Annotated in this window: 26 protein-coding genes; 13 read left to right on the top strand and 13 right to left on the bottom strand. The window is 64.2% G+C overall.

Annotation, left to right across the window (positions count from 1 at the left end; translation table 11 throughout):
• Window positions 1-23: 23 nt before the first annotated feature.
• From cpaB to ACFQ4G_RS03715, 3 genes are all read right to left on the bottom strand, one after another.
• Window positions 24-827: a Flp pilus assembly protein CpaB gene (gene cpaB, locus ACFQ4G_RS03725; protein ID WP_238203403.1), complete on the bottom strand. Its 804-nt coding sequence runs from the start codon at window positions 825-827 to the stop codon at window positions 24-26.
• Window positions 828-1023: 196 nt separating this feature from the next.
• Window positions 1024-1530, bottom strand: a complete 507-nt coding sequence (locus tag ACFQ4G_RS03720; RefSeq protein WP_238203404.1) for an A24 family peptidase — start codon at window positions 1528-1530, stop codon at window positions 1024-1026.
• Between the two features lie 304 nt (window positions 1531-1834).
• The gene (locus ACFQ4G_RS03715) at window positions 1835-2002 is read right to left on the bottom strand and encodes a Flp family type IVb pilin (protein WP_238203405.1); all 168 of its coding nucleotides are present in this window, start codon (window positions 2000-2002) and stop codon (window positions 1835-1837) included.
• Window positions 2003-2444: 442 nt separating this feature from the next.
• On the opposite strand from ACFQ4G_RS03715, the gene ACFQ4G_RS03710 reads away from it, so the two are divergent.
• The gene (locus tag ACFQ4G_RS03710) at window positions 2445-2945 is read left to right on the top strand and encodes a pilus assembly protein N-terminal domain-containing protein (RefSeq protein ID WP_379039738.1); all 501 of its coding nucleotides are present in this window, start codon (window positions 2445-2447) and stop codon (window positions 2943-2945) included.
• Between the two features lie 121 nt (window positions 2946-3066).
• On the opposite strand, the gene ACFQ4G_RS03705 is transcribed toward ACFQ4G_RS03710, so the two are convergent.
• Complete coding sequence (locus ACFQ4G_RS03705) at window positions 3067-4569, bottom strand: phosphomannomutase/phosphoglucomutase (RefSeq protein WP_238203407.1); 1503 nt, start codon at window positions 4567-4569, stop codon at window positions 3067-3069.
• Between the two features lie 186 nt (window positions 4570-4755).
• Window positions 4756-5295 carry a retropepsin-like aspartic protease family protein gene (locus ACFQ4G_RS03700; RefSeq protein ID WP_238203408.1) on the bottom strand — a complete coding sequence of 180 codons (540 nt, stop codon included), beginning with the start codon at window positions 5293-5295 and terminating at the stop codon, window positions 4756-4758.
• A gap of 318 nt (window positions 5296-5613) precedes the next feature.
• Here ACFQ4G_RS03700 and ACFQ4G_RS03695 point away from each other — a divergent pair, with 318 nt between their 5' ends.
• The 6 genes from ACFQ4G_RS03695 to ACFQ4G_RS03670 all read left to right on the top strand — a co-directional run bounded on the left by ACFQ4G_RS03695 (window position 5614) and on the right by ACFQ4G_RS03670 (window position 9893).
• Window positions 5614-6309, top strand: a complete 696-nt coding sequence (locus ACFQ4G_RS03695; RefSeq protein ID WP_238203409.1) for a 50S ribosomal protein L25/general stress protein Ctc — start codon at window positions 5614-5616, stop codon at window positions 6307-6309.
• 115 nt (window positions 6310-6424) lie between these two features.
• Complete coding sequence (gene pth / locus ACFQ4G_RS03690) at window positions 6425-7033, top strand: aminoacyl-tRNA hydrolase (RefSeq protein WP_238203410.1); 609 nt, start codon at window positions 6425-6427, stop codon at window positions 7031-7033.
• Between the two features lie 80 nt (window positions 7034-7113).
• Window positions 7114-7326: a hypothetical protein gene (locus tag ACFQ4G_RS03685; RefSeq protein ID WP_379039713.1), complete on the top strand. Its 213-nt coding sequence runs from the start codon at window positions 7114-7116 to the stop codon at window positions 7324-7326.
• Window positions 7316-7606, top strand: coding sequence for a hypothetical protein (locus tag ACFQ4G_RS03680; RefSeq protein WP_238203412.1), 291 nt, complete (start codon window positions 7316-7318; stop codon window positions 7604-7606). Before ACFQ4G_RS03685 ends, ACFQ4G_RS03680 begins: the two co-directional genes overlap by 11 nt.
• Window positions 7607-7791: 185 nt before the next feature.
• Entirely contained in the window at window positions 7792-8889 is a 1098-nt protein-coding gene (ychF, locus tag ACFQ4G_RS03675; protein WP_238203413.1) for a redox-regulated ATPase YchF, read from the top strand.
• A gap of 8 nt (window positions 8890-8897) precedes the next feature.
• The gene (locus tag ACFQ4G_RS03670; protein WP_238203414.1) at window positions 8898-9893 is read left to right on the top strand and encodes a MaoC family dehydratase; all 996 of its coding nucleotides are present in this window, start codon (window positions 8898-8900) and stop codon (window positions 9891-9893) included.
• 87 nt (window positions 9894-9980) lie between these two features.
• Here the strand turns inward: ACFQ4G_RS03670 and mtnA are convergent, their stop codons facing one another.
• The gene (gene mtnA, locus ACFQ4G_RS03665; RefSeq protein ID WP_238203415.1) at window positions 9981-11078 is read right to left on the bottom strand and encodes an S-methyl-5-thioribose-1-phosphate isomerase; all 1098 of its coding nucleotides are present in this window, start codon (window positions 11076-11078) and stop codon (window positions 9981-9983) included.
• Between the two features lie 511 nt (window positions 11079-11589).
• On the bottom strand, window positions 11590-12321 hold the full coding sequence (locus ACFQ4G_RS03660) for a chemotaxis protein (RefSeq protein WP_238203416.1): 732 nt from the start codon (window positions 12319-12321) through the stop codon (window positions 11590-11592).
• A 314-nt stretch (window positions 12322-12635) separates the two neighbouring features.
• Between ACFQ4G_RS03660 and ACFQ4G_RS03655 the strand changes: the two genes are divergently transcribed.
• The gene (locus ACFQ4G_RS03655) at window positions 12636-13424 is read left to right on the top strand and encodes a L,D-transpeptidase (protein ID WP_238203699.1); all 789 of its coding nucleotides are present in this window, start codon (window positions 12636-12638) and stop codon (window positions 13422-13424) included.
• Window positions 13425-13530: 106 nt separating this feature from the next.
• Here the strand turns inward: ACFQ4G_RS03655 and ACFQ4G_RS03650 are convergent, their stop codons facing one another.
• The 3 genes from ACFQ4G_RS03650 to pgeF all read right to left on the bottom strand — a co-directional run bounded on the left by ACFQ4G_RS03650 (window position 13531) and on the right by pgeF (window position 16412).
• Entirely contained in the window at window positions 13531-14256 is a 726-nt protein-coding gene (locus ACFQ4G_RS03650) for a DUF2076 domain-containing protein (protein ID WP_238203417.1), read from the bottom strand.
• Between the two features lie 281 nt (window positions 14257-14537).
• Window positions 14538-15371: an outer membrane protein gene (locus ACFQ4G_RS03645; RefSeq protein WP_238203418.1), complete on the bottom strand. Its 834-nt coding sequence runs from the start codon at window positions 15369-15371 to the stop codon at window positions 14538-14540.
• A gap of 270 nt (window positions 15372-15641) precedes the next feature.
• On the bottom strand, window positions 15642-16412 hold the full coding sequence (gene pgeF / locus ACFQ4G_RS03640; protein ID WP_238203419.1) for a peptidoglycan editing factor PgeF: 771 nt from the start codon (window positions 16410-16412) through the stop codon (window positions 15642-15644).
• Between the two features lie 230 nt (window positions 16413-16642).
• On the opposite strand from pgeF, the gene ACFQ4G_RS03635 reads away from it, so the two are divergent.
• The 5 genes from ACFQ4G_RS03635 (at window position 16643) to ACFQ4G_RS03615 (ending at window position 21647) form a co-directional block, all read left to right on the top strand.
• Window positions 16643-17242 carry a hypothetical protein gene (locus tag ACFQ4G_RS03635; RefSeq protein WP_238203421.1) on the top strand — a complete coding sequence of 200 codons (600 nt, stop codon included), beginning with the start codon at window positions 16643-16645 and terminating at the stop codon, window positions 17240-17242.
• Window positions 17243-17770: 528 nt separating this feature from the next.
• Window positions 17771-18847, top strand: coding sequence for an acyltransferase family protein (locus ACFQ4G_RS03630; RefSeq protein ID WP_238203423.1), 1077 nt, complete (start codon window positions 17771-17773; stop codon window positions 18845-18847).
• A 301-nt stretch (window positions 18848-19148) separates the two neighbouring features.
• Window positions 19149-20258 carry an aromatic ring-hydroxylating oxygenase subunit alpha gene (locus tag ACFQ4G_RS03625; protein ID WP_238203424.1) on the top strand — a complete coding sequence of 370 codons (1110 nt, stop codon included), beginning with the start codon at window positions 19149-19151 and terminating at the stop codon, window positions 20256-20258.
• 72 nt (window positions 20259-20330) lie between these two features.
• A complete protein-coding gene (locus ACFQ4G_RS03620) occupies window positions 20331-20537 on the top strand; it encodes a hypothetical protein (RefSeq protein ID WP_238203425.1) in 207 nt (68 codons plus the stop codon).
• 45 nt (window positions 20538-20582) lie between these two features.
• On the top strand, window positions 20583-21647 hold the full coding sequence (locus ACFQ4G_RS03615) for an MBL fold metallo-hydrolase (protein ID WP_238203426.1): 1065 nt from the start codon (window positions 20583-20585) through the stop codon (window positions 21645-21647).
• Between the two features lie 66 nt (window positions 21648-21713).
• On the opposite strand, the gene hslU is transcribed toward ACFQ4G_RS03615, so the two are convergent.
• The 3 genes from hslU to hslV form a co-directional block, all read right to left on the bottom strand.
• On the bottom strand, window positions 21714-23027 hold the full coding sequence (gene hslU / locus ACFQ4G_RS03610; RefSeq protein ID WP_238203428.1) for an ATP-dependent protease ATPase subunit HslU: 1314 nt from the start codon (window positions 23025-23027) through the stop codon (window positions 21714-21716).
• Window positions 23028-23320: 293 nt separating this feature from the next.
• On the bottom strand, window positions 23321-24991 hold the full coding sequence (locus tag ACFQ4G_RS03605) for a methyl-accepting chemotaxis protein (protein WP_238203430.1): 1671 nt from the start codon (window positions 24989-24991) through the stop codon (window positions 23321-23323).
• Between the two features lie 103 nt (window positions 24992-25094).
• On the bottom strand, window positions 25095-25628 hold the full coding sequence (hslV, locus tag ACFQ4G_RS03600) for an ATP-dependent protease subunit HslV (RefSeq protein ID WP_238203432.1): 534 nt from the start codon (window positions 25626-25628) through the stop codon (window positions 25095-25097).
• Window positions 25629-25820: the final 192 nt, after the last annotated feature.

Genomic DNA, 25820 nt, shown 5'->3' with positions numbered 1-25820 from the left:
TCATCATCGCGTGAGCGGGCGTCTCAGCGACGCGATTGTTGTTTGGCGACGCCGAACCGCACCACCGTCAGGGCGGATTCTTGCTGCGCGTCGGGAGTGATGTCCGTGGTCTTGCCGGCATCCACGAGGCTGCGCAGAGACAGGGAGAGTTGCCCCACCTTCTGCGCGAGCGTCACGATCTCGGCCTGGGCAGGCGTCAGGGCGAGGGTCGCTGTCTCGCCGGTGACGACATTGGTCCCGTTTCTTTCCTGAACGATCTGACCGACCGCGAGGACACGGATGTCCGTCAGCAGGGTCTCGGAAATCTGGACCTCGCCGCCTCCGGAGCGCGAGGCATCCTCGTCGCGGTAGGTGCGGATGACGTCGACGTGGTCGTTGGGAAGAATGAAACCGCCGGCGGAACTCGACCCCCGCGTATCGGTCACGATGGCGACGGCACGCATTCCCGAGGGGAGGATCGCCGCCATGAACCCACCATCCGAGCGGGCGAGCTTCTGCGGGCGGATCGGCTCGCCGGCGAGGAAGGCCGTACGGGCGATGGAGCCGATGACGGTCTCCATGCCCTTGGGTGAGTTCGCACGCGTGATGTAGCCGACGGTGATGGCCTGATCGGGCCAAGGCTGCCAGCGCAGATCGGCAGCCTGAATGTTCTGCCCCATCGGGAGATCGGCGGCCGCGACGAGGACGTCCGAGACTGGAACCTGGGGGGGCGGTGCCTCGGCTACCGTCGGGGCCGGAGGAGGGGTGTCGCTGCCGCTCATCAGGAAAGCGGCGCCGACGCCGGTCGTGAGTGCGATGGCGAGGACGGCAAGACGGGCTGGTTTCATCGCCGAGATCGAACCTGACAGAACGGCCGGTTGCCGTCGTCGATCACCTTCGTTCGGGATTCCTCAAATTACGGTTAACGAAGACTAACCTTTATGATGGTGGCCTGCTTTGCGTGGAGCGGCGATATCGCGGAGAAACCCTGCGGCGATCTGCGCCTGAATAGGAGAGAGCTTCGACACTCTGCCTGCGTCGGTCTCAGGACGCCATCATCCGCGCCCAGGTCATCGTTTCCGGAATGACGATCAGCGCGCCGAGAGACAAGGCCACACCGTAGGGCACGCCGGTCTTCGCATCGTGGAGGTGCAGAGCGAACGGGAATCGGCCGAGTGCGGAAGGGAGGGGATGAGAGCGCGCGACGAGAATCGCCAAGGTGAGAGCCCCCCCGGCAATCGAAGCGACCACGAGATAATCCGCCAGATGGTCGAACCCTATCCAGATCGCCGTGGCCGCAGCGAGCTTGGCATCTCCACCGCCGATGATCCCGAAGGCGAACAGAGTGAAGGTCACAGCCAGCGTCGCCGCACCGGCTCCGAGATGGCTGGCCAGATCCCAGCCCCACAGGCCCGTGGAGGCGGCGAAGACCGCGAAGCCGAGCAGGAGCAGCAAGGACACCGTATTCGGGATCAGCATCGTAAGAACATCCCGGGCAGCCGCGTAGGCCATCAGGAACGGAAATACGATCAGAAGCGTGACGCTCGCCATCAGGGCAACCTCGGGCTCAGGTCAGAACTCAGGTTCGTCGCGATCGGAGGTCGATCCATCGACATGCGAAAGCGCCTCGCCGCCAAGCTCTCGAAAGAACCGGCCGTGAGGCTGTCAGGGCGTGGCGGAGATCCTTCCTCGCCACTGCAAGGCCGCATCGCCGGACGAAGCCGCTAAAGGTCGATGGCTCTGCCGGACGATCGGCGGATCGTCCGGCGAGGTATTCGAACCACGCAGAACGGGCGTGGTCGACCGGTGGCACAAGACGCGAGGAACGATCCCGAGAGGAACAGTTCAGATGGTCTTACTTGCCGAGGTTGGTCGCGACCTTGGTCAGGGTGGTGTTGAGGTTGCCGCCGATGCTGGTGAGGACGGTGATGACGGCGACGGCGATGAGCGACGCGATGAGGCCGTATTCGATAGCGGTAGCGCCGGACTCGTCGGAAGCAAAGCGCTTGAAGATGCTGGTCATGACTGTATTTCCTGATTGTTCGTCTTGCGAAGGTGCCGTCGAAGATCGTTGTGTTTCGATCGGCGACAAGAAGGAAGATGCCCTGCTTCCTCTTGCGATTGGGTTAAGCCGGTATCCGAAACGAGCCCGTGCCGTTCACGATTTCCGCGTGGTAAAAAAATGTTAAATGCACCCGATAGTCTTTAAGGACGCTCATCATTTCGGGTCGATGAGCAATTGCCCTGATGCTGCACGGCCGAACAATCAGCAGCCTGCTGCGCGTTCGAGGCATTGTCTTTTTACATGGAAGCTTGCGGTGCGTTCAAGAACACGACGCCATAACGTTAGGCTTTCATTTACCAAATTGGCGCTAAGACTTATGATGACGAAGCAATAAGCCGATCGGATGGGCGCTGGCGATTGCAGCGAGACATTCCCGTCGCAGCCGAAAGCAACCTTAGCCATGGGCCACAGGTCGATGCCGACAATCACGCCATGGAAGCGACTCGCCCGGTCGATCGGGGTTTCGCTCTGCTTCGTTCTCGGCGCATCATCCGCGTTCGCTGAGACCGCACCGGCCATCGTGGCGGTGAATGTCGACAACGCAAAGGTCATCCGTCTGCCCGAGCGGACGCAGACGGTCATCGTAGGAAATCCTCTCGTGGCCGATGTCGCTCTTCAGAAGAACGGCATCGTCATCCTGACGGGGAAGAGCTTCGGCTCCACCAACCTTATCGCCCTCGACGCATCCGGCGGAATGCTGGCGGAATCGACCATCAGCGTCCAGGCTGCACAAGGAGCGATCGTTACCGTACAGCGGGGTCTCGACCGCGAATCTTATTCGTGCACCCCCAATTGCATGCCATCGATGCAGCTCGGCGACGCGACGAAGTACTTCGGTGATGTCAGCGGCCAAGCCGATAGCCGACGCACTCTCGCAACAGCGGGAAGCGGCCCGAGATAGACCGAGGTTTCGGAACGAGAAAGGCCACCGTCGCCATGACGGTGGCCTTTCTCGTTGTCGGAGCGTGGCAGTGCCGCGCGGTCTCGGCGGCCGGCGTAGGAACCGACCGACCGGAGACGTGTCAGATGGTCTGGTTGTAGGCGCCGACTTCCGGGCTTTCGCGCAGGACGCCGTCCACCGCCTTGAACATGGCGTGCAACCGCTCCTCCGACACGGGGCTCTCGATCACGACCACCAGCTCCGGCTTGTTGGACGATGCGCGCACGAGGCCCCAGGTCCCATCTTCCGTGGCGACCCGCACGCCGTTCACCGTGACGAGATCGGTGATCTTGGCTCCGGCGATGGGTTCGCCCGCCGCCTGCATGGCCTGGAAGCGCGCGGTCACCTTCTCGACGATGCCGTACTTCACCTCGTCATCGCAATGCGGCGACATGGTCGGCGACCCCCAGGTCTTGGGCAATGCACGGTAGAGATCGGCCATGGACTTATCGGGGTTGCGATCGAGCATTTCGATCACAGCGATGCCGGTGAGGAGACCATCGTCGTAGCCGCGGCCGATCGGCTCGTTGAAGAAGAAGTGCCCGGACTTCTCGAAGCCTGCGAGGGCACCGAGTTCGTTGACGCGCCGCTTGATGTAGGAATGGCCGGTCTTCCAGTAATCCGTCTTGACCGCCTGAGCCTGCAATTCCGGGTCGGTGTTGTAGAGGCCGGTCGATTTCACGTCGACGACGAAGGTCGCTCCGGGATGAAGCTTCGACAGGTCGCGGGCCAGCATCACGCCGATCTTGTCGGCGAAGATCTCCTCGCCCTCGTCATCAACGACGCCGCAGCGGTCGCCGTCACCATCGAAACCGAGGCCGACATCGGCACCGGTCTCTTTCACCTTGGCCGCGATGGCATGGAGCATTTCCATGTCCTCGGGGTTCGGGTTGTAACGCGGAAAGGTGTAGTCGGGCGTCACATCGAGAGGGATGACTTCGACGCCGAGCGCTTCGAGGAGCCTCGGCGCGAAAGCTCCGGCCGTCCCGTTGCCGCAGGCCGCCACCACCTTGAGCTTGCGGGTGATCGGTTTTGCCCGGCTCTTGAGGTCGGCGAGGTAGGTCTCGGCAAAGCCTTCGACGAATTCGTAGGCACCCCCATCGCGGTACGTGTAGGTGCCGCCGAGTACGATCTCCTTGAGGCGTCCCATCTCCTCGGGGCCGAAGGTCATCGGGCGGTTGGCGCCCATCTTCACGCCGGTCCAGCCATTGTCGTTGTGCGAAGCGGTGACCATCGCGACGCAGGGGCAATCGAGGGCGAACTGCCCGAAATAAGCCATCGGCGAGAGGGCGAGGCCGACATCCTTCACACGCAGGCCCGCGGCCTGCATGCCGGCGATCAGCGCCAGCTTGATCGAGGAAGAGTACCCGCGGAAATCGTGCCCGGTGACGATGTCGGGGCGAACACCCATCTCGTGAACCAGCGTACCTATGCCCATGCCGAGGGCCTGGACGCCCATGAGATTGATTTCCTGCGGAAACAGCCAGCGGGCGTCGTATTCACGGAAGCCGGTGGGCTTCACCAGAGGAAACTGCTCGAACTCGAACGTATTGGGCGTGAGCGAAGCATGCGGCTTTGGAAACATCGCGGGCCCTTTGAATTCTCGTCAGTCAATCACGCTCTGCAGGTGATGTCCTGCAGGCGACATTCAGCAAGCGCCATACCGGAATGGACTCAGCGGGGAAAGGCCGACCCGCGCATCTCGGGAAACGCGCGATCCCGGATCTCACCGACATATCCGTCGGCGATGTGGCAATGGCGCGGGACGCCCTCAGCCGCGCATCATCAACCGGCCGTCCGACATCTTGAAATCGTTGAGGCGCCGCAGGAACGACATGCCCAGGAGGCTCGTGCCTAGGCGCCCCCTCGGCAGGACCACGGCCTCCACATCACGGATGCTGATCGTCCCGACGCGTATCACCGGAATCCGCACGTTGGCGCCCGCGACGGAGCCGTTGGCCGTCTCGATGCGGCGAGTGAAGTCCTGCTCGTAGACTCGTAATCCGAGTCGTTGCGCATCCTCGTAGCTGAAGGCGCAGATGCTGGCTCCCGTATCGACCAGCATTTTCAGAGAGCGGCCGGCCACGTCGACGTCGATGGAAAAATGTCCGCGCGAATCGGCCGACAGGGTCACGGCGTTCGGCGCAAAGCGTGTCGGGTTGGTCCCGCCAAGGCTCGCACTGTCGATGTTGAGGGCCATTCCGCCACGATCATGAGGGCGGGGACCGTTCTCGAACCGTGTCACCAGACTCATGCCGACGGTGACCGCGGCGGATGTCACTCCCAACGCCCAGAGGATCGGCTGCGTCATTCTCGGTCACCTCGCCATATGGCGAGCCATCCTTGTCTTGGCAGGTGAACAAATCCCTTGGAGGTCGGCCGAAGCGCCAGCCAATGACGCGAATGATGAGTGAAGCGTTCAAGAGATGCGTTGCATTCGCTAAGAGGTCGGTCGCCGTGCATGGCGAGTACGGAGCGTTGCACTTCACGCCTCTTGCGGGTATGGACCTCACGCGCCCGCCAGACACCCTTGGAGGCACGGGCGCTTCGTGGATCGGTGAGGGCCGTCCGTTTCGGGCGGCTTTTGGCGTTTCGCGGTTATTTGCTTTTCTATTTGAAGGATCACGCCATGAGCGCAACAAAGCCGCTTGAGGCCGTGGCACGCGACCGGGTCGGCAAGGGGGCCGCCCGGGCCGTTCGTCGCCAGGGCAACGTTCCCGCCGTCATCTATGGTGGCGGTCAGGCTCCACAGGCCATCGCCATCGACCTCGTTCGCACCCGCACACTGATCTATGCCGGTGGCTTCAAGACCACCCTGTTCGAAATCAATGCCGGTGGAAAGAAGACCCGCGCCATTCCGCGCGACTACCAGCTGGATCCGGTGACGGGCGTGCCCCTGCACGTTGATTTCCTGCGTGTCGTCGCGGGCCAGAACCTCACCGTCGAAGTGCCCGTACACTTCATCAACGAGGATGAGGCCCCCGGCATCAAGAAGAATGGCGGCACCCTCAACGTCGTTCTGCACACGCTCTCCCTCGAAGTGCCCGCCGACGCGATCCCCGACGCGGTCGAGGTCGATCTCACCGGTCTCGAGATCGGCGATTCGATCCATATCGAAGCCGTGACGCTTCCGGCCAACACCAGCTTCACCGGCGAGGCCGAAGCCGTCGTCGCCAACGTCGTGCCGCCGACCGTGCTCGGTGCCGAGGTCGAGGCCGAAGAGGCCGCGATCGCCGAGGCTCAGGCGACGGAAGCCGCCGAGGAGAAGGCCGAGGCTGAGGCCGAAGAGGCCGCCGAGGCTGAAGAAGACAAGAAGGAGGATTGAGGCCAGGGGGCTTCGCGCCCCGGTCTCGTCTTCGTCCACAGGTGCTCCGACCGCGAGGTCGGGGCACCTTTTTGTTTGATGCCGCCCGTTCGTCATCCGTCAGGGAGATGATGCCATGCGCCTGATCGTCGGGCTCGGCAATCCGGGGGCCCGCTATGCGGGTAACCGCCACAACATCGGCTTTCTCGCCCTCGACGAGATGGCTCGGGGCCATCGCGCGGGGCCTTGGCGGCGCAAGTTCCAGGGAGAGATCACCGAGGCAACGCTCGGCACCGAACGCGTCGTGCTTCTGAAGCCGCAGACCTTCATGAACGAATCCGGCCGGTCGGTCTCGGAGGCGCAGCGCTTCTACAAGATCGCGCTCTCCGACGTGATCGTGCTCCACGACGAACTGGACCTCGCTCCGGCCAAGCTCCGGGTGAAGATCGGAGGTGGCAATGCCGGCCATAACGGCCTGCGCTCGATCACCGCGCAATGCGGCAACGATTACCGGCGCGTCCGCCTCGGCATCGGTCATCCCGGCGACAAGGCTCTGGTCCATGCCTATGTCCTCAATGATTTCGGCAAGGGTGAGCGAGCATGGGTCGAGGATCTCTGCCGTGCCGTCGCGGACCACGCCGCGCTGCTGGCGGCGGGCGAGGATGCGAGCTTCCAGAACAAGGTCCACCTCGCCATGGCGGGCCGCGGCTGGGACGACGTCAGGCAGGTCAATGCCCGTGATTGACACGAAAACACGAGGACACGATATCGAGACTCGGCTTCGGCGTGTCGGGAGACAAGGGGGTGAGGAACGTCACGGTGACGATGGATGAGAGCCTCCTGCAACGTGCGCGCATCGCCGCTGCGCGTGACGGCGAGCGCCCGTCGAAGTTCATCGCCGAGACGGTGGAACAGCGCGTCGCCCGGTCGTTTTTCCAAAGTCAGGCCCTGGAACGCTTCCTTGCGGGGCCGCCACTCCATCTCCTCGACGAGAACGGACGAGCGCCGACACGCGATCAGATCTACGATGCGGAGTGACGCCGTCCCTCTCGCGGGCCGAGTGTTCGTCGATACCAACGTATTCCTGTATGACCGCGACGACCGCTTCCCCGAGAAGAAGGGGATGGCGCGACACTGGCTTGAGGTTCTGGCGGATCGCGGCCTGATCGTGGTGAGCCTGCAGGTTCTCGGTGAGTTGCATGCCGTCATCCTGTGCGGTCGTCTCTGGATCGATCCGCAGGATACGCGGCAGGAGACGCTGGCACTGGAAGAATGGTCGGAAGGCGCGACCGGTCTCGCACGGGTCGGCGATGCCTAGTCATTGCGGCGGCAGACCCGGTTTCAGTGGAGGGACTGCGTCATACTCGGTTCCACGATCCGGGCTGGATGCCGCTTCCTCCTGTCGGAAGACTATCAATACGGCCGCGAGGTCGAAAGAACGGCGATCGTGAATCCGTTTCGGGCCTTACCGGAATCGATCCTCGCGAACTCTTGAGGAATATTATGGGCTTCAAATGCGGCATCGTCGGCCTGCCGAACGTCGGCAAGTCAACCCTCTTCAACGCGCTGACGCAGACCGCGGCGGCGCAGGCGGCAAACTATCCGTTCTGCACGATCGAGCCGAATGTCGGCGAGGTGGCGGTGCCGGATCCGCGCCTCGACGACCTGGCGAAGATCGCCGCCTCGAAGGAGATCATCCCGACCCGGCTCACCTTCGTCGACATCGCCGGCCTGGTCCGTGGCGCTTCGAAGGGGGAGGGGCTCGGCAACCAGTTCCTCGCCAACATTCGCGAGGTGGACGCCATCGCCCACGTCGTGCGCTGCTTCACCGACGGTGACGTCACCCATGTGGAGGGCAAAGTCGATCCCAAGGCGGACATCGAGACGATCGAGACCGAACTGATGCTCGCCGATCTCGACAGCCTCGAGAAGCGCCTCTTCGCTCTGGAGAAGAAGGCCAAGGGCGCCGACAAGGAAGCCAAGGAGATGCTCGATCTCGTCCAGCGGGCGCTGCCGCTCCTGCGCGAGGGCAAGCCCGCGCGCTTGGTCAGCCGCAAGCCGGAGGAAGAGAAGCTGTTCCAGACCCTCGGTCTGATGACAGCCAAGCCCGTCCTCTACGTCTGCAACGTGGACGAGGCGGATGCCGACAAGGGTAACGCCTATTCGGAGGCAGTCATCGCCCAGGCCAAGACCGAGGGCGCCCGCGCCGTGGTGGTTTCGGCCAAGATCGAGAGCGAGATCGCGGTGATGCCGCTCGACGATCAGGCCGATTTCCTCGAAGCGGTGGGGCTCGCCGAGCCAGGTCTGAACCGTGTCATCCGTGCCGGCTACGAACTCCTCGGTCTCATCACCTACTTTACCGTGGGTCCGAAGGAGGCGCGCGCCTGGACCATCGAGAAGGGCACCCGCGCGCCCGCCGCCGCCGGCGTGATCCATACGGATTTCGAGAAGGGCTTCATCCGCGCCGAGACCATCGCCTTTGCCGATTATACCGCCCTCAAGGGCGAGAGCGGCGCGAAGGAGGCGGGCAAGTTCCGGCTGGAGGGCAAGGAATACGTGGTGCAGGACGGCGACGTGCTGCACTTCCGCTTCGCCAATTGAGAGCGCGCATGCCCGGCATCGCCTTCGAGGACTTCACCCCCGGCGCCGTCATCGAGGGCGGGCCGCTTACAGTGACCCGCGATGAGATCGTCGCATTTGCCGCCGAGTTCGATCCACAGCCGTTCCACCTCGACGAGGCGGCAGCGGAGGCGACTTTCGTCGGCCATCTCATCGGCTCGGGCTGGCAGAGCGCCGGTTTCGGTATGCGGCTCCTGCAGAAGCACGTCTTCCGCGGCGCCACTTCCATGGGCTCGCCCGGCATCCTTCAACTGCGCTGGCTGCGGCCGGTGCTGCCGAATGATGCCCTGCGCATCGCCGTCACCGTCGAGAGTTGCCGGGTCTCGAACTCGAAACCGGATCGTGGCTTCGTGCGCTTTGGCATGACCATGCTCAACGGCCGCGACGAGACGGTGATGACTCAGGCCTTCTCCGTGATGTTCGCCCGCAGGGACGCGACACCGCTGCCACCGCGCTCCGTGAGCCTGGCCGAGCCTGCCCGTTTGGTGGAGGGGACCGACGCGGAGCGGATCAATTTTCTCGGCAGTGCGCCCATCGGGACAACGCGCGATCTCGGCGGGCACGTATTCACGTCCGAGGCCATCGTGGCCTTCGCCAGGGCCTACGATCCGCAGGCCTTCCACCTCGATCCCGGCTTGGCGCGCGAGACCCATTTCGGTGCCCTGTGCGCTTCGGGTTGGCACACCGCGGCCGTCTGGATGAAGCGCCTGCACATCACCCGCGCGCGCGACATCGCCCACACGGAGCGCTCGGGCCCCGTGCCGCAACTCGGTCCCTCACCGGGGTTTCGAGACATGCGCTGGTTGGCCCCGGTCTATGCCGGCGACACTCTGCGCTATTCCTGCACCCTCACCGCCGCGCGCCGAACCGCAACGCGACCGGGATGGGGTCTCGCCACCCACCACAACACCGCCGTGAACCAACACGGGACGAAGGTGTTCGAGTTCACCGGATCGGTTTTCATCCAGTGGGAGCCGACCGCGTGAGATCGCTCACGATCGCCTGATCCGGAGCGATAGGCTGCTCGGGGTCGGACCGAGACCGGGATTCGATCCCGCGTCCGAGTAGGGATCCTATGCCGCCGCCCGCCGCTCCGGATACAGCGACAGCAGCCCTTCGGCATCGGCACTCGCGACGCCACGCTCGGTGATGATTCCCGTCACGAGCCGCGCCGGCGTCACGTCGAAGGCGGGGTTCGCCACCGGGCTCCCCGGCGAGACGACCTCGATTGTGGCGAGGCCGCCATCTGCGAGCCGTCCGGTCAGGTGCGAGACCTCGCGCCCGTCGCGCTCCTCGATAGGAATCTGCGCCACACCGTCGTCGAGCGTCCAGTCGATGGTCGAGAAGGGGAGAGCGGCATAGAACGGCACGCGGTTGTCGGAAGCCGCGAGGGCCTTCAGGTAGGTACCGATCTTGTTGCACACATCGCCGGAGGCGGTCGTCCGGTCCGAGCCGACGATGCAGACATCGACCTTGCCATGCTGCATCAGGTGGCCGCCGGCATTGTCAGCGATAACGGTGTGGGGCACGCCGTGGGCGTTGAGCTCGAAGGCGGTGAGGGCCGCGCCCTGGTTCCGCGGCCGGGTCTCGTCCACGTAGACATGGACTGGAATGCCGGTCTCGTGCGCCACGTAGATCGGCGCGAGCGCAGTGCCCCAATCGACCGTGGCGAGCCAGCCGGCATTGCAATGGGTCAGCACGTCGATGCGTCGCCCCTTGGCCTGGTGGAGATCGGCCAGGATCGCGGCGCCGTGACGGCCGATGGCGTGGCAGCTCTCCACGTCTTCCTCGGCGATGCGCCCGGCTTCGGCGAAAGCGAAGGTGGCACGCTCCGAGAATTCGACCTCGCGCAGCTTGGCGGCGACACGATCGAGCGCCCAGCGCAGGTTGATCGCGGTGGGACGCGTCGCGGCGAGCATCTCGACCGCGCGTTCGATCGCCTCATCCGAAGCCTCCTCGCGAAGGCCGAGCGCCAGACCGTAAGCCGCCGTGACACCGATGAGCGGAGCGCCCCGTACGATCATGGTGCGGATGGCGACCGCTGCATCGTCCAGGCTGGCGAGGCGCTTCAACTCGAAGGCGAAAGGCAGCCGTGTCTGGTCGATGACCTCGACGGATGCGCCGTCGTCGGCCGGGAGGATGGTGCGGAACGATTTGCCGTCGATGTTCATGGGCGGGCCTCTCGCATAATCCAGCCGACAGAGCCAGCCTATGTGTCCTGCGCGCGAGCTTGACCTTCGACGCCGAAGTCTCGGCGCGATAGCGCGCGTCGGAAGGGGGCTAATCCTGGAACGCGGCCGAGGCCGGGGAAATCGTCCGTTGAACTCGCGTCGTCGTCACGGTGCCTCGAGCCCCCGCGCAGAAAGCACGATGTCTCGCGCAAGGGCGGAGCGAGCCGGGAGAGTTCGCTTGCAAGCCAGCAGCGATGGAACAGATCACGCCCGTCTGGGGGAGCCGCCAGACCGACGAGAACCGCGAGACCCTTCAAGCGAGACAGTGCGGCTCATCGCCGGTGATGATCACGGCAGGCGTTGACGACGATACCGTATGGCCAAGTGGTGAAGCTCGCCTCGCCCTTGAAGCTGCGAGCTTGCCCGCCAGGTCGCAGCATACGTCCTGACTGATGTCGTCGGATTCGTGGCTGGACCCATTCAGGCCCCACGCGATCCGGTGGATGCGATCTCAATCGAACAGCGCGTCGATATCGCCCTGGTCGACATGGCCCGGATCGCTGTCGAGCTTCGGTCCGTTGAGGAGCGAGCTTTCGTCGTCGATACTGGGAGCCTGCGGTAGCACGCCCAGGATCTCGCTGAACGAATCCAGGCCGCCCCAAGCCTCGATCATGCGGTCCAGATGCTCTTCGATGAACTTCAGCACACCGACGATCTTGCTGATACGCTGGCCGGTCAGGTCCTGGAAGTTGCAGGCTTCGTAGGCTACGACCACACGCTCGAGGATCGTATCGATATTGTCGCGGCCTGCAGCGACCCGCATGGCGCGCAGCGCACCGGCATTGGTCTCGATCTCTTCGAGGGCTCCGAGGATCGAGCTTGTTGCCCGTTCGGTGGATTCCACCACCGCATCGAGTTCGCCGGCGACCCGCTTCATCCCCTTCCCGGTATTCTCCGAGTGGTAGAGCGTTGCGATCTCCTGCTTGGTGCGAGTGATCGCGTTCTTCATCACGTCGAGCTCGGAGCGCATGGTGAACGCCTCGTTGAGCTCCTTGCGGCACGCCTCGACGGTTTCCACAGTGCTCGTCTGGGTAACGCGACGAAGATCCTGAATGGCAGAGAGAATTTCGTCGAGTTTCACTTCATCGCTGGCGGACCGCTGGCTTCCGAGCGGAGCCTCTGCGACCGGCCGCACGCTTGCCAAACCGAGGCTGTCTTCGATGCGGTAGCGCTTCATGTTCATCGGGGATGATCAGCCGGCAGGAGTGACTGGGCAGTATGACGAGAGGCGCGTGCCTCCATCGTCGTCGCCTTGGGAAGCGATGCGATTTCCGACACAGGAGGCCTCGAACCACCATCCGCCAAAGTGGTTGCCATTTCTTCAACACCCCGAAGTGCGGGCAAGTTTTTTACCGGCGATTCATGCTGTTCTTGCAACGGGACATTCGAGACGAGGCAAACTGAACGATTCACCACGTTTTTTCACGCGATGCTCGGTGTCCACGGCCAGCTTCCGATCGGTATCGTCACGGTCGGGAGTGTCGCGTGTTGAAGCGTATGGAGTTGTGCGTCGCTATCGCTTGTCTGGCGGCAACTGCGACAGGAGGAGCCGCGCAGGCCCAGACGGTTCCCGGCCGATATGGCGGCGGATTCATCGAATTTCTGGTGACAGGAAACGGCACGCCGCCACGCCCCTCGCGGCCCGGTCTCGCGGATGACGGCGTGTTGCCGCGTCACCCCGCATCCTACGGCTATGGTGGTCAGCCGATCCCGCGTCCGCTCTCTTCCGGCGATCGTGTGCTGGATGTCGATCCTTACGCCGCGCCGGTGCGGACTCGGCTTGCGGCACTACCGTCACAGCCGGGGCCTGAGATGCAGACCGCAGCGATCGAGCGCACGCCCGATCCGCGCTATGAGCGTCAGGTCGTCGCTTTCGATGGCCGGCAAAAGCCGGGCTCCATCGTGATCGATACACAGACGAAATATCTCTACCTCGTCCAGCCCGGCGGTCAGGCGATCCGCTACGGCATCGGTGTCGGACGGCCTGGTTTCGTCTGGTCGGGAATGAAAACCATCAGCCAGAAGCGTGAATGGCCGGATTGGACGCCACCGGCGGAGATGCTCCAGCGGCGCCCCGACTTGCCGCGGCACATGGCCGGTGGGCCGGCCAATCCCCTCGGCGCAAGGGCCCTCTACCTCGGCTCGTCGCTCTACCGCATCCATGGCACCAACGAGCCGCATACGATCGGTCAATCGGTTTCGTCCGGCTGTATCCGGATGATGAACGAGGACGTGATCGATCTCTATGAACGCACCCCGGTGGGGACGAAGGTCGAGGTCCTGTAGGTTCCCGCAGCCTTACACGGGAAAGGCCCGGCGCGTGGAACCACGCGCCGGGCCTGATCTCTTCGTCATCGGGACATCACGCGCTGTTTTAGCGCGGTCGACGACCTCACACCCAGTCGTCGTCCCCGCCACCGCCGAGATCGCCACCGAAGTCACCGGCCGGGTCGCTATCGAACGACGCGTCTTGGAAGTCGTTGCCGCCGCCGAGTGCGGAACCGAGATCTTCGTTACCCGATGCAGCACCAGCGCTGGGAAGACCGGCCGCCGCTGCGCTGCCAAGGGCCGAATGGCCGCCTGCGAACGCATTCGACAATGCGCTACCGAGCAGCATTCCACCCGCCGCACCTGCAGCCATGGGAAGTGCCGTCGCCATGAAGCCACCGCCCCGGGCGGGGGCCGCCTGCTGACCGGCCCAGGGACCACCCTGCTGCGGGCCGCCATAACCCGGCTGCTGCCCATAGCCCGGCTGTTGGCCGTAGCCTTGTTGCTGACCATAGCCCTGTTGCGGGCCACCCTGGTTGCCCCAAGGCTGGCCGGGCGGACGCTGCGGCTCCTGCTGGCGCGAACCACCGCCGAAAATGCTCGACAGGAACCCACCGCCGCCCCCCTGAGGTTGCTGAGCGGCCTGACGCGCCTGTTCCAACTGTTCGTTGAGGCTTTTGATCGCCTCTTCCTGAACATAGATCAGCTGTGCCATCGCGTAGGGTGCGTAGGGCTGTGCGCGCAGCTTCTCCGCAATGAAGCGTTCGGCATCGGCGTCGCGGGGCTGGCTCGAGGCCTGCTCCAGACGCTGGAAAATGCCGCCGATGACCTCGCGTTCTTCGCTGTTCATGGGGTCGTCCTCCTGAAAGAAGCCTGCGGGCCAATGCCGCTCCGGCGCCTTCGAAATGGGGTGGCGCATCAGGCTTTGTCAGGGGGGCAACGCAAACTTCGCTGTTGCGGATGCACTCGGGGACCGGTGGTCCGCATGAATTTTTGGACAGCCTTCCGGCCTGAATGAGACAAGGCTTTGCGGCACAACAAAAAAGCCCGGCCTTGCGGCCGGGCTTTTCGTTTTGGACGATCCCGATGCCGCGCGATCCTCGAGGGACCGCGCGGCGATCATGGACGATCCTAGTAGGTGCCGAACTTGTAGTTCAGGCCGGCGCGGACGACGGCGAACTCGTCGTCGCGGCGACCGGTGCTGACCGAGCGAACGACGTCGCCGGTCGCGGTGTTGACGACCAGGGCGCCCGTGCTGCGGTTGCCGCGATCCAGGTTCACGTACAGGCCTTCGACCTTCAGCGTCACAGCCGACGACTTGAAGAAGTTGAAGAACGAGTCGGTCGGGAGAGCATATTCGATACCACCGCCGACGGCGTAGCCGGTGCGGAAGTCGTCGTTGCCGCGGAAGCCGCCGAAATCACGCTCGGCGCTGCCGGCGCCGTAGGCGAAACCGCCGGTGCCGTACACGAGGGTGCGGTCGAAGGCGTAGCCGAGACGGCCGCGGACGGTGCCGAAGTAGTCGAGGCTGGAGAGACCGCGCGGATCGTTGATCACGAGGCCCGGAGCGGCGAGGATGCCCGAGTCACGACGCTTGGCGCCGAAATCGAGGTACTGCGCATCGGCTTCGACACCGACCACCACGCCCGAACCCGGGGTGAACTGGTAGTTGTAGCCGATCTGCGCGCCGCCGGTGAAGCCGTTCTGGTCGTTCTTGCTGAACGTGGCGGTCTGGGCGACGCCGGAATTCGTGAAGGCGCCGGGAACGACGAAGGAGCGGGTACCCTCGCTGCCGGTGTTGAAGGCGTAACCGGCGTTGATACCGAAGTAGGCGCCCGTCCACGTGAAGACCGGCACCGGAACGAAGACCGGCGGGGCAGCGCGACGGGGAAGGTCGGCGGCGAAAGCGGAACCGGCGATGACGACGCCGGCGAGAGCGGTGGTGGCCCGCAGGAAGGATTTCATTGTCTGGTCCTCTACTCGTTAGCGCCGCCGCCCTTTTGGGTTCGGTTCAGCGCAGTTCCCCGTCTATATCTCAGCATCCGTTAGGAAGCTGTTGCATCGCAACCACGCCGCGTGTGTCGAACACGGCCCCTTTGTGGCAGCGACCGCCTCGGTGAAGGCTACGCAGGCGAAGAACCCGGCAGAACGGCTAAGGTTCAACTGCGGCCACGCTTTCCTCCTCTGTTCGATAGTGGCAGATTGCCGCATCCCTTGTGCGCGGCTATATCCCTTTCAAAACGCAAGAGCGATGGCGGAGATAAGCCGACCGTAATCGGCTTCCTTATGATGGGTCGTACGCCGGAAGCTGTAGAAGCGTCCGGGATCAGCGTAGGTGCATAGATCGAGGCACGAAGCCGCCTCGATGCCGGCCTCCCGCAAACGTCGCGCAATGAAAGCGGGCAGGTCGAATTGTGCGTGTCCCTCACGGTCGCCTTCAGCGAAGTAGATGTCCGACCCTGGCACCTCGGCCGCGAAACGATCCCGAAAGTCGTTGCCGACCTCGTAAGCGCTCTGCGAAATCGTCGGCCCCAGCACAGCGACGATGTCCTTTCGTGTCGAACCGAGCCGCTCCATCGCCTCGACCGTGCTCGCCACCACACCGGACAACGCACCCTTCCATCCGGCATGGGCGGCCCCGATCACGCGGGCGATGGGATCGGCGAAAAGGATCGGGCCACAATCGGCCGTGGCGATGCCCAAGGCGATGCCCGGAACACGCGTCACCATGGCGTCGGCACGTGGCCGATCTGCCAGAGCGACGGGGCCATCGATGACAACGACCTCTGCCGAATGGACCTGGTACAGGCTCACGAGATGGCTCGGTGCGACACCGAGGTGCTCGGCCATTCGGCGCCGATTCTCGGCGACATGCGCAGCATCGTCTTGTGAACCGAGCCCGCCATTGAGACTTGCATAGAGGCCATCGGAGACGCCACCTCGACGGGTGAAGAAGGCGTGCCGGATTCCGGGCTGTCCCGAAAGGCTGGGCGCTTCGATATGCATGATCGTGTCTGTCCGAAGAGATCTTACGGCGATTGGGCCGTCGGCGTCATCGCAACGGCACGGCCTCGATAACGCTTTCCAGCGCCGAGCACGACCAGGACCATTCACAATCCAGGGCTTCGATGCGGTCGCGTTGCAGACCCTGGAAATGGGACAGCGAAAGTTCCTTAACGTTTACCCTTCGTTAAGCATGGTTTGATCGAATGCTCCTGCACATGAGGACGCGACCGATGTCGGAACCAGCCCGCCACTATCAGGCACAGGATTCAGGTGGCCGTCCGGCGCCCGGACCGCTGCGAGATTGGCTGGCAGCCATGAAGGCGGCGACCACACCCCAGGATGCGCCGTCGGTGGCCCCCCGGCATGCGGAGCCGCAACGGTCGGCTTCCGAGAAGGTGGCCCCGTTCGAAAAAGCCGCCCCGTCGGACAAGGCCGAGGCGCAGGCTCCGTCCTGGTCGCCACGCGTCGTATCACCGGCGCGCACCGAGCACTCCGAGGATAACGACGTCTCGGAACTGATGGCCGAAAACCTGATGCTGAAGGCCAAGCTCAAGATCGAGATCGACCGCTACGATCAGCTTCAAGGCCTTCTCGCCCAGGAACTCCGCCGCCTGCGCTCCCACGTGGAAAAGGAAATGGTGGAGCTCCACGAAGTACGCGCCGAGCGGGACCGCCTCGCAGAACTCCAGACCCTGTTCATCGAAGAGCTCGACGACGCCCGCTCGCGCTCCGAGCGGGACGCCGAAGAACTGGCCCAGGCTTGCTCCGACCGCGACCTCTGGATGGCTCGAGCCGAAGCTCTCGCCCAGCCGCTGTTTCAGAAGCGCTGAAACGCTGATTTTTCGAAAGACGAAAAGCCGAAGGGCCGCCCCATGAGGGCGGCCCTTCCATTGCCGAACCGCTTGTCCGTTCGGCCGGACCCGATCAGGGGATGCCTGACGCGCTAGCCGTGCGCGCCGGAGGCGAAAGTCCAGGTCCGGTAAGCCGAGGTAAGCGGCTGATTTAGGCAATGAGACACTGGATCACCTCCTTTCGTTCGTTGCGAGAATGCTAAGTTAGGCAGGGATCGGCCGCTTGGAAACCCCTCTAGCGGGGGCGCGGCGGCGCGCCGCGGCTGCCTCTCGACGCTCTCATGGTCGCCATCGTCGAGCGATGAACGACCGAGATCCCGGCAGAATGACAGGATCTCGCGCGGGCGAGGCGAGCCGGATCGCCGCCCATATGCGGCGGACGAAGCCATTAAGGCTAACACTTCGAATATCGCACGGCTTCTACCCGTCGAGCTACAGTGAAGATCTGACCTCGACGAACAGTGCGTCGTGAGATCCGCCTCGCCGCTCGCTACGGAAACTTGGTAGATGCCATCCATCAACGGGAAAATGGTAAGCGCATCCGGCAATACGTCGGGTTTCGATTACCTGCGTATCGGTCTGTCGCTCTCCGTTCTGCTCTGGCACTCCTACTCCGTCGCGAATTTCGAGGAATCGGTCAGGATATTCTGGGCCGGGCCCGCCCGGGCGCTTCCCGCCGCCATCCTCCCGATGTTCTTCGCCCTGTCGGGATTTCTCGTGGCCGGCAGCCTTGGCCGGACACGCCTGCACCAATTCGCTCTGCTCCGGATCCTGCGTATCGTCCCGGCTCTTGCTTTCGAAACCTTCCTGGTGGCTCTGGTTCTGGGACCGCTCTTCACAGTTCTGCCGCTGTCGGTCTACTTCGCATCACCAGAGCTTTATTCTTACTTCTTGAACATTATCGGATATATTCACTATACGCTGCCCGGCGTGATCGGAGGGCAGATGCTGAACGCGCAGCTCTGGACCATACCGACCGAGCTCGAATGCTACCTCGCCCTGATCTGCCTGGCCTTGCTGGGAGTGACGCGCAGGCGAGCTCTGTTCGGCGGTGCTCTCATCCTCGTCGTCCTCGGACTCACGATCTTCTCCGTCGGAGCCGGAGACCAGAGCCCCTATGCGCAGCTCGGGGGACGCGTCCTGATCTTCTCGTTCCTCGCCGGCGTGCTCCTCTATCTCTACCGGGACCGCATCCCGCATGATGGCCGTCTCTTCGCCGCGAGCCTGTTCTTCGCCGCTGGGCTGCTGACCTATCGCGAGACGTCCTATCTCGCCGCCTTTCCCATTGCCTACATCACGGTGTGGCTCGGTGTTACCAACCCGCGCAGGATCCCGTTCGGCGACCTGTCCTACGGCGTGTTCCTTTTCCACTTTCCCATCATCAAACTGTCCTACGATATCTTCGGCGATCGACTGACCTTCCCGGCCTATTTCGCGATTGCCCTCCCATTGTCTCTCGCCTGCGCCTGGCTGTCGTGGACCTTCATCGAGAAGCCCATTCTCGATCATAAGAAGCAGATCATCGCGTGGATCGAGAATGCCGCGTCAATGTTGCGAAGCGCGGCGCCGAAGGCCGAGGCTTGAAATGGATCGACGCCCGCATCCGACCCGGCGTTTCGACAAACCGCCGGATGCATGGATTGCGAGGCAGCAGGGAGACAGACGAGGGTCGTGGCCCTTGGCCCGACGCTGACCTCATGTGATCTCGACGCCCGGTCGATCTGCCCCTTATGGCCACCATCATCGCCGAAGCGTATGACGGTGCGTTTTCCGTCGGGAGGGCGGCCATGCGTCACCATCTCGGTAGCCGGCCGGCAACGGTCGACGAGCCGACCGAGGGAGATCGTTCGCGAGAAGCTCAGTTTCAGGACAATCGCAGCCCGTCATGCTCTCATCTCCGCCGATCCAGGCCAAGGCCGATACGGCCCGCAATGCTGCGACCGACGAGGCGGCCCTCGACCCCGACGCCATGCGCCAGCCGCTGCCGGATGCGTTCTATTGCGTCGGCCGCTCTGACACGCTGAAGGCCGGCAGCCTTCGCGCGGTGGAGCTCAATGGCGAGCAGATCGTCCTCGGCCGCGACAAGGCCGGCACTCTCTTCGCCATGCGGGACCGCTGTCCGCACCGTGGCATGGCCCTGTCGAAAGGTCGCTTCGACGGCGAGGCCGTGACCTGCCCATTCCACGGCTGGCGCTTCGGCACCGACGGTCGCTGCCGCGATGTGCCGACGCTGTCGTCGGCGGATGCCGCCGACTTTTCCCGGATCGTGGTCCAGCGCTTTCCCATCCGGGAGAGCGCCGGCTTCGTCTGGGTCAATCCATATCTCGGCGGCGCGAGTGGCGACGTGCCGGTTCTGCCCGCCCTCGGATTCGAGGCGGCCGGATCGCTCGTGGTCGAGCTCGTGGTGGAGGCCTCGTTCGATCTCACCACCTTGAGCCTCGTCGATCCCGGACACGTGGCTTTCGTCCATGATTCCTGGTGGTTCCGTCCCTCGAAGGAGCTGCGCGAGAAGGTGAAGACCTTCACGCCGACGCCGCACGGATTCACCATGTCGAGCCATTCCACCACGACGAGTTCTCCGGTCTACAAGCTGCTCGGCGGCGTGCCCGAGGTCGAGATCGAGTTCCGGTTGCCCGGCGTGCGGCTCGAGCGGATCGAGGCCGGGGCGAAGCGGGTCGCGAACTACACTTTCGCGACGCCGCTCACGCACAACCGGACCATGCTCACCAACGCTCTCTACTGGAACATGCCGGTCCTCAACCTGCTGAAGCCCTTGGCGCGGCCGCTGATGCGGCAATTCCTGACGCAGGACCAGCAAGTGCTCCAGCACGCCCAGGCCGGTCTCGACCGCAAACCGACCATGGTGCTGTTCGGCCAGAGTGATCTGCCGTCGCAATGGTATTTCCGTCTCAAGCGCGAGGCTTTGCAGGCCGCCCGCGAGGCCAGGACCTTCCGCAACCCGCTGGTTCAACAGGAACTGCGCTGGCGCTCCTGACAGACAACCGCCCGAAACTTTTCCCGCAACGGCTTCGTACCGTCTCTTTTCAGCCTGAAAGGAGCGAGACCGTTGCCGCAGCCGCATTACTTCGTCCGCCGCAGTCGCATGGGCCGGTTCAACTTCACGCTCATCGGCGCCTACGGACGGATCACCGGCGTCGTCGTCATTCCGACGGAGAACAAGTCTCGCGAGGAGATCGAGGCGGCAGCTCATCAAAAGATCCGCGCCCTGGCCGATGAACTCGTGACCGTGATGGGGAAGGCCGCTTCGGCCTGAAGGCCGCAGTCTTGATTGCGCGGCAGCCACCGCCATCTCGGAAAGATGAAACGGCAAAGCCTTCTCGCAACCCTCTCTGCGGTCACGGTCATGACGCTCGGTGGTGTCGGCTACGCCGCTCACCGGCGCAGCAAGAGCCGAAACCCGTATTACACTGGTCCCGTCACCGAGAATTTCGACGGGCTCCAGTTCCACGGTGTCGATCAGCCGCCGGACAAGGCACTGGGCGACATGCTGCGCTGGAAGCGGGAAAAGTCCGGCATCCCGTGGCCGGCTTCGTTCCCCAGTCCCTTCACCGACACTCCGCCCGAGCGCGTGGACGGGATGCGGATCTCGTTCATCGGCCATGCGAGCTACCTGTTCCAAGTCGCCCGCCGCAACATCCTGGTCGATCCGGTCTTTGCCCCCCGAGCCAGCCCGTTCTCGATGGCCGGTCCGAAGCGGGTGAATCCACCCGGCATCGCCTTCGACGATCTGCCGCCCATCGACGTCGTACTGATCACCCACAACCACTACGACCATCTCGACGGCCCGACGGTGTCGCGACTCTGGCAGGCGCATCAGCCTTTGATCGTGGCCCCCCTCGGCAACGACACCATCCTGCGGTCCTTCGACGACACGATGCATGTGGAGACGCGCGACTGGGGACAGTCGATCGATCTCGGCGGCGGGTTGGTCGTGCACATGACGCCGGCCAATCATTGGTCGGCGCGGGGATTGAACGACAAGCGTATGGCGCTCTGGTGTTCCTACGTCCTCACGAGCCCGTCCGGTATCCACTACCATTCCGGCGATACCGGTCTCGGCGATGGCGGGATATTCCGGCAGGCCCGCGACCGTTTCGGACCACCGCGCCTCGCGACGCTGCCGATCGGGGCCTACGAGCCGCGCTGGTTCATGAAGGCCCAGCACATGAATCCGGCCGATGCCGTCATCGCCGCCAAACTGCTCGGGGCCGACCAGATGCTCGGCCACCATTGGGGCACGTTCCGCCTCACCGACGAGGGGATCGAGCAGCCGGCGGAGGCACTTCTGGCCGCTTGCGAGGCGGAGGGAATCGACCCGGCGCGCTTCGTCCCGCTGCGGCCGGGCCAAGTCTGGTCGGCCTGAGCATCGGCTCGACGGGCTGATGCGATCCGAAACGTCGAGATCGGCGAGTTCGCGCAGCCGCTCCCGCTACAGGATGAACCGACTGAGATCGGCATTCGCCGCGAGGCTCTCGACCCTCTCGCGGACATAGGCCGCGTCGATCGGTACCGTCTCACCCGACCGGTCGGTTGCGGTGAAGGAGATCTCGTCGATCACCCGCTCCAGCACCGTCTGGAGTCGGCGTGCGCCGATATTCTCCACCGAGTTGTTCACGTCGACGGCCACACGAGCCAGCGCATCAACGGCATCGTCGGTGAAATCGAGAGTCACCCCCTTGGTCGCCATCAAAGCCACCGTCTGCTTCAGCAGGCTCGCCTCTGTAGTGGTGAGGATCTGCTTGAAATCCTCGACGGTGAGCGGTTGCAGCTCCACGCGGATGGGGAGGCGGCCCTGCAGTTCCGGTAGAAGATCGGACGGTTTCGAGACGTGGAAGGCGCCGCTCGCGATGAACAGCACGTGGTCGGTCTTCACCGGACCGTGCTTCGTCGCCACCGTGGTTCCCTCGATGAGCGGCAGGAGATCGCGCTGGACACCCTCCCGCGAGACATCGGCCGACGAGCGTCCCTCCTTGGCGCAGATCTTGTCGATCTCGTCGAGGAACACGATACCGTTGTTCTCGACCTCGCGGATCGCCTCCTGGGTAAGCGATTCGGTGTCGACGAGCTTGTCGGATTCCTCCGCGAGCAGGGGCGCGTAGGCCTCCCGCACAGTCATCCGCTTCGGCTTGCCCTTCTGGCCGCCGAGCGCCTTACCGAGCATGTCGCCGAGGTTGACCGCGCCCATGGAAGCACCTGGCATGCCTGGAATCTCGAACATCGGCAGGCCGCCGGACGAGCTGCCCGACAATTCGATCTCGACCTCCTTGTCGGCGAGCTCGCTGTTCCTCAGCTTCTTGCGGAAACTCTCGCGGGTTGCCTGGCCGGATGTCGGCCCGACGAGAGCGTCGAGGATGCGCGATTCGGCCGCTGCCTCCGCTTTCGCCTGGACCGAGCGGCGCTTCTCCTCGCGCTTCAGCCCGATGCCCACTTCCACGAGATCGCGGATGATCTGCTCCACGTCGCGGCCGACATAGCCGACCTCGGTGAACTTGGTCGCCTCGATCTTGAGGAACGGAGCACCGGCGAGCTTGGCGAGGCGGCGGGCGATCTCGGTCTTTCCGCAGCCCGTCGGACCGATCATCAGAATATTCTTAGGCGCCACCTCTTCGCGCAAGGGTCCGACCAGTTGCTGGCGGCGCCAGCGGTTGCGCAGAGCGATGGCAACCGCGCGCTTGGCATCGTGCTGGCCGACGATGAACCGGTCGAGTTCGGAAACGATTTCGCGGGGGGAGAAGGTTGTCATCACGCTCCGGTCGGATGCGGCAGCTGCGCTGCCCGGGAGGAGGGGAGGGCGCTGATCCGGTCCGTGCGGGAACGATGCCAGCCGGCCCGAGACCGTGGCGACGGACAGGGTACCGCGCTCGCGGGCACTGCTGCCCCATGCGGATCGCCGCCGGTTCGACCTGGAGCGGTGAGCCAGCGGCGATCATGGTCAGACAGGTACGAAGGTGAAGCCGGTCATGCACGCCTCCGATCTAAGCGTCGGCGGCTTCCCTTTCCAGATCCTTCTCCTCGCTTGATCCTCTTCACAAACGTTCAGGCGGCGCGAATGCCGCCGACGAAGCCTTCGACCTCGTGACCGAGGCTGGTCGACTGGCGCGTCAGCTGTTCGGCCGCAGCCAGAACCTGTGAGGCGCCGGCACCGGTCTGGACGGCGGCACTCTGCACGTCGGCGATGGTCTCGGTGACGGCCTGCGTGCCACGTGCCGCATCGCTGACGCTGCGGGCGATTTCCTGGGTCGCGACCTGCTGTTGCTCCACGGCTGCGGCGACGCCCATCGCGATCGTATGGACGCTCCCGATGGTCGATCCGATCTCCTCGATCGCGTCGACCGTGGCGCGGGTCGCATCCTGGATCATCGCGATCTGCGCCGTGATCTCGTCGGTCGCCTTAGCGGTCTGGGCCGCGAGACCCTTCACTTCGGCGGCGACGACGGCGAAGCCGCGGCCCGCATCACCGGCGCGGGCAGCCTCGATCGTCGCGTTCAGCGCGAGCAGATTGGTCTGGCTCGCGATGCTGGAGATGAGTGCCACCACGTCGCCGATACGCGCGGCACTATCGGCGAGGACCCGCACACGCTCCGACGTCCGATGGGCACTCTCCACGGCACCGGCCGCAGCGGCCGATGTCTGAGCCACCTGCGAGCCGATCTCGTTGGCCGTCGCCGCGAGTTCCTCCGTCGCGGCCGCGACGGCCTGGACGTTCATGGCCGTCTCATTGGCCGCATTCATCACCGCGGTCGATTGCCGGTTGGTCTGGTCGGCGGTGGCGGCCATGGATCGGGCGGTGAGCTCCATTTCGGCGGCCGAACCCGACAGGGTATCGACGAGACTTCCGACGCTTCCCTGAAAACGGTCCGCCAGCGTGCTCATTTCGGCATGGCGGCGCCGGCTCGCGGACCCGGCCGCCTGCTCCTGTGTCACGCGCATTTCGGCCGCTTCCTTCATCGTTGCCGAGAAGACCTGCATGCTCGTCCAGATCTCGCCGATCTCGTCGCGCCGCGCCTTCATCTTCGGCAAGGTGAGGTCGCCCTCGGAGAGGCGACGGATCGCCTGGGACACGCTGGATAGCGGCTTTGCGATCTCTCGCGTTCCCACATAGCCACCGATCAGCAGGCATCCGAGCGTTCCGCCCACGGCGAGGGCCAGGAGCAGGTTGAGGCGCTGCGCGTAGAGTTCGTCGGTCCAGCGATCGATCGCCTCGACCTCGGCCGTGCTGCTGGCGACGAGCCGCTCGATACTGTCCTGAAAGGCCTGGCGATTGGCGCGGTTGACCTCGTTGAAACCCTGATCAGCCGCCGCTCTCGGCGAAACCTCTGTGCCGAGACGAGCGGTTTCGGTACGCAGGGTCGTGAAGGCTGCCGCTTCGCCGACGACCTTGTCGAATAACGGGCGTTCGTTCGCTGGCACCCTCGGAGCCCAAGCGGCGAGGAGCGCATTCATCGCCTCGAGGTTCTTGCCGAGGCGGGTCGCGTATTTCACCGCGTCCTGCGTATCCTTGGCTGCGTAGATGCCGCGCGCCTCGACCACCACACTGGTCACGATTCGATTCAGGTTGCTGGCGTCGAGGGCGCGTTGCGACGCGAGCTTGGCGTCGCTCAACGCGCCATTGAATGTCTGAAGCGATAGGATGCTGATCGCCGCGACGACGAGCGTCACCAGCGAACAAAGGCCCACGAAGCTAAGGATTTTCGCCCTGATACGCATTGTCGCCGACCCAATTCCCGCCGTTTCGGCGAGAAGTGATAGGCATCGATCTGCAAGTTTGCGTTAACAAGACACAAAAATCGGCATTAAGATGCCGATGTTGCTATTCAGCCGTATCGAGTTGCTCGATGACGAGGTTGCCGTTTGTGTAGACACAGATTTCCGCCGCGATGCCGAGTGCGCGGCGAACGATCGCTTCTGCATCATGCTCCCCGTCTTCCAGGGCGCGGGCCGCAGCCAGCGCGTAATTGCCGCCCGATCCGATCGCCATGACGCCGCCTTCCGGCTCGAGGACGTCGCCGGCTCCGGAGAGAAGAAGGCTGACGTCCTTGTCCGCCACGAGCATCATCGCCTCGAGGCGCCGCAGGTAGCGATCGGTGCGCCAATCCTTGGTGAGTTCGACACAGGCGCGGGTGAGCTGCCCGGGATATTGTTCGAGCTTGGCCTCGAGCCGCTCGAACAGGGTGAAGGCATCGGCCGTGGCGCCGGCGAAGCCTCCAATGACGGAGCCCTTGGCGAGGCGGCGCACTTTCCTGGCATTGCCCTTGACGATGGTCTGGCCGAGGCTGACCTGCCCGTCGCCGCCGATCACCACCCGTCCGCCCTTGCGGACCATGAGGATCGTCGTGGCATGCATGCGAGGCGGACCGTCGGCTTCGGGATGGGACAAGACTGACTCGGTCTGATTCTGAAGGATGTCACGTAGTCGCTTGCCGTGCCCGCTCCAAGCACCCAGCTATTCGGGAAAGCGCCGAAAGGTCGGCAGCGTTTCGAAGTGGGAAAGCCACGCGGATGCCTCTGCGACCTGGATGCGGCAGGGGGGCACTGT

Source organism: Methylobacterium marchantiae (genome assembly GCF_042679825.1).
GTDB lineage: Bacteria > Pseudomonadota > Alphaproteobacteria > Rhizobiales > Beijerinckiaceae > Methylobacterium > Methylobacterium marchantiae.
The sequence above is the reverse complement of the archived record's forward strand: the minus strand, read 5'-3'. Positions and strand labels throughout refer to the sequence as shown.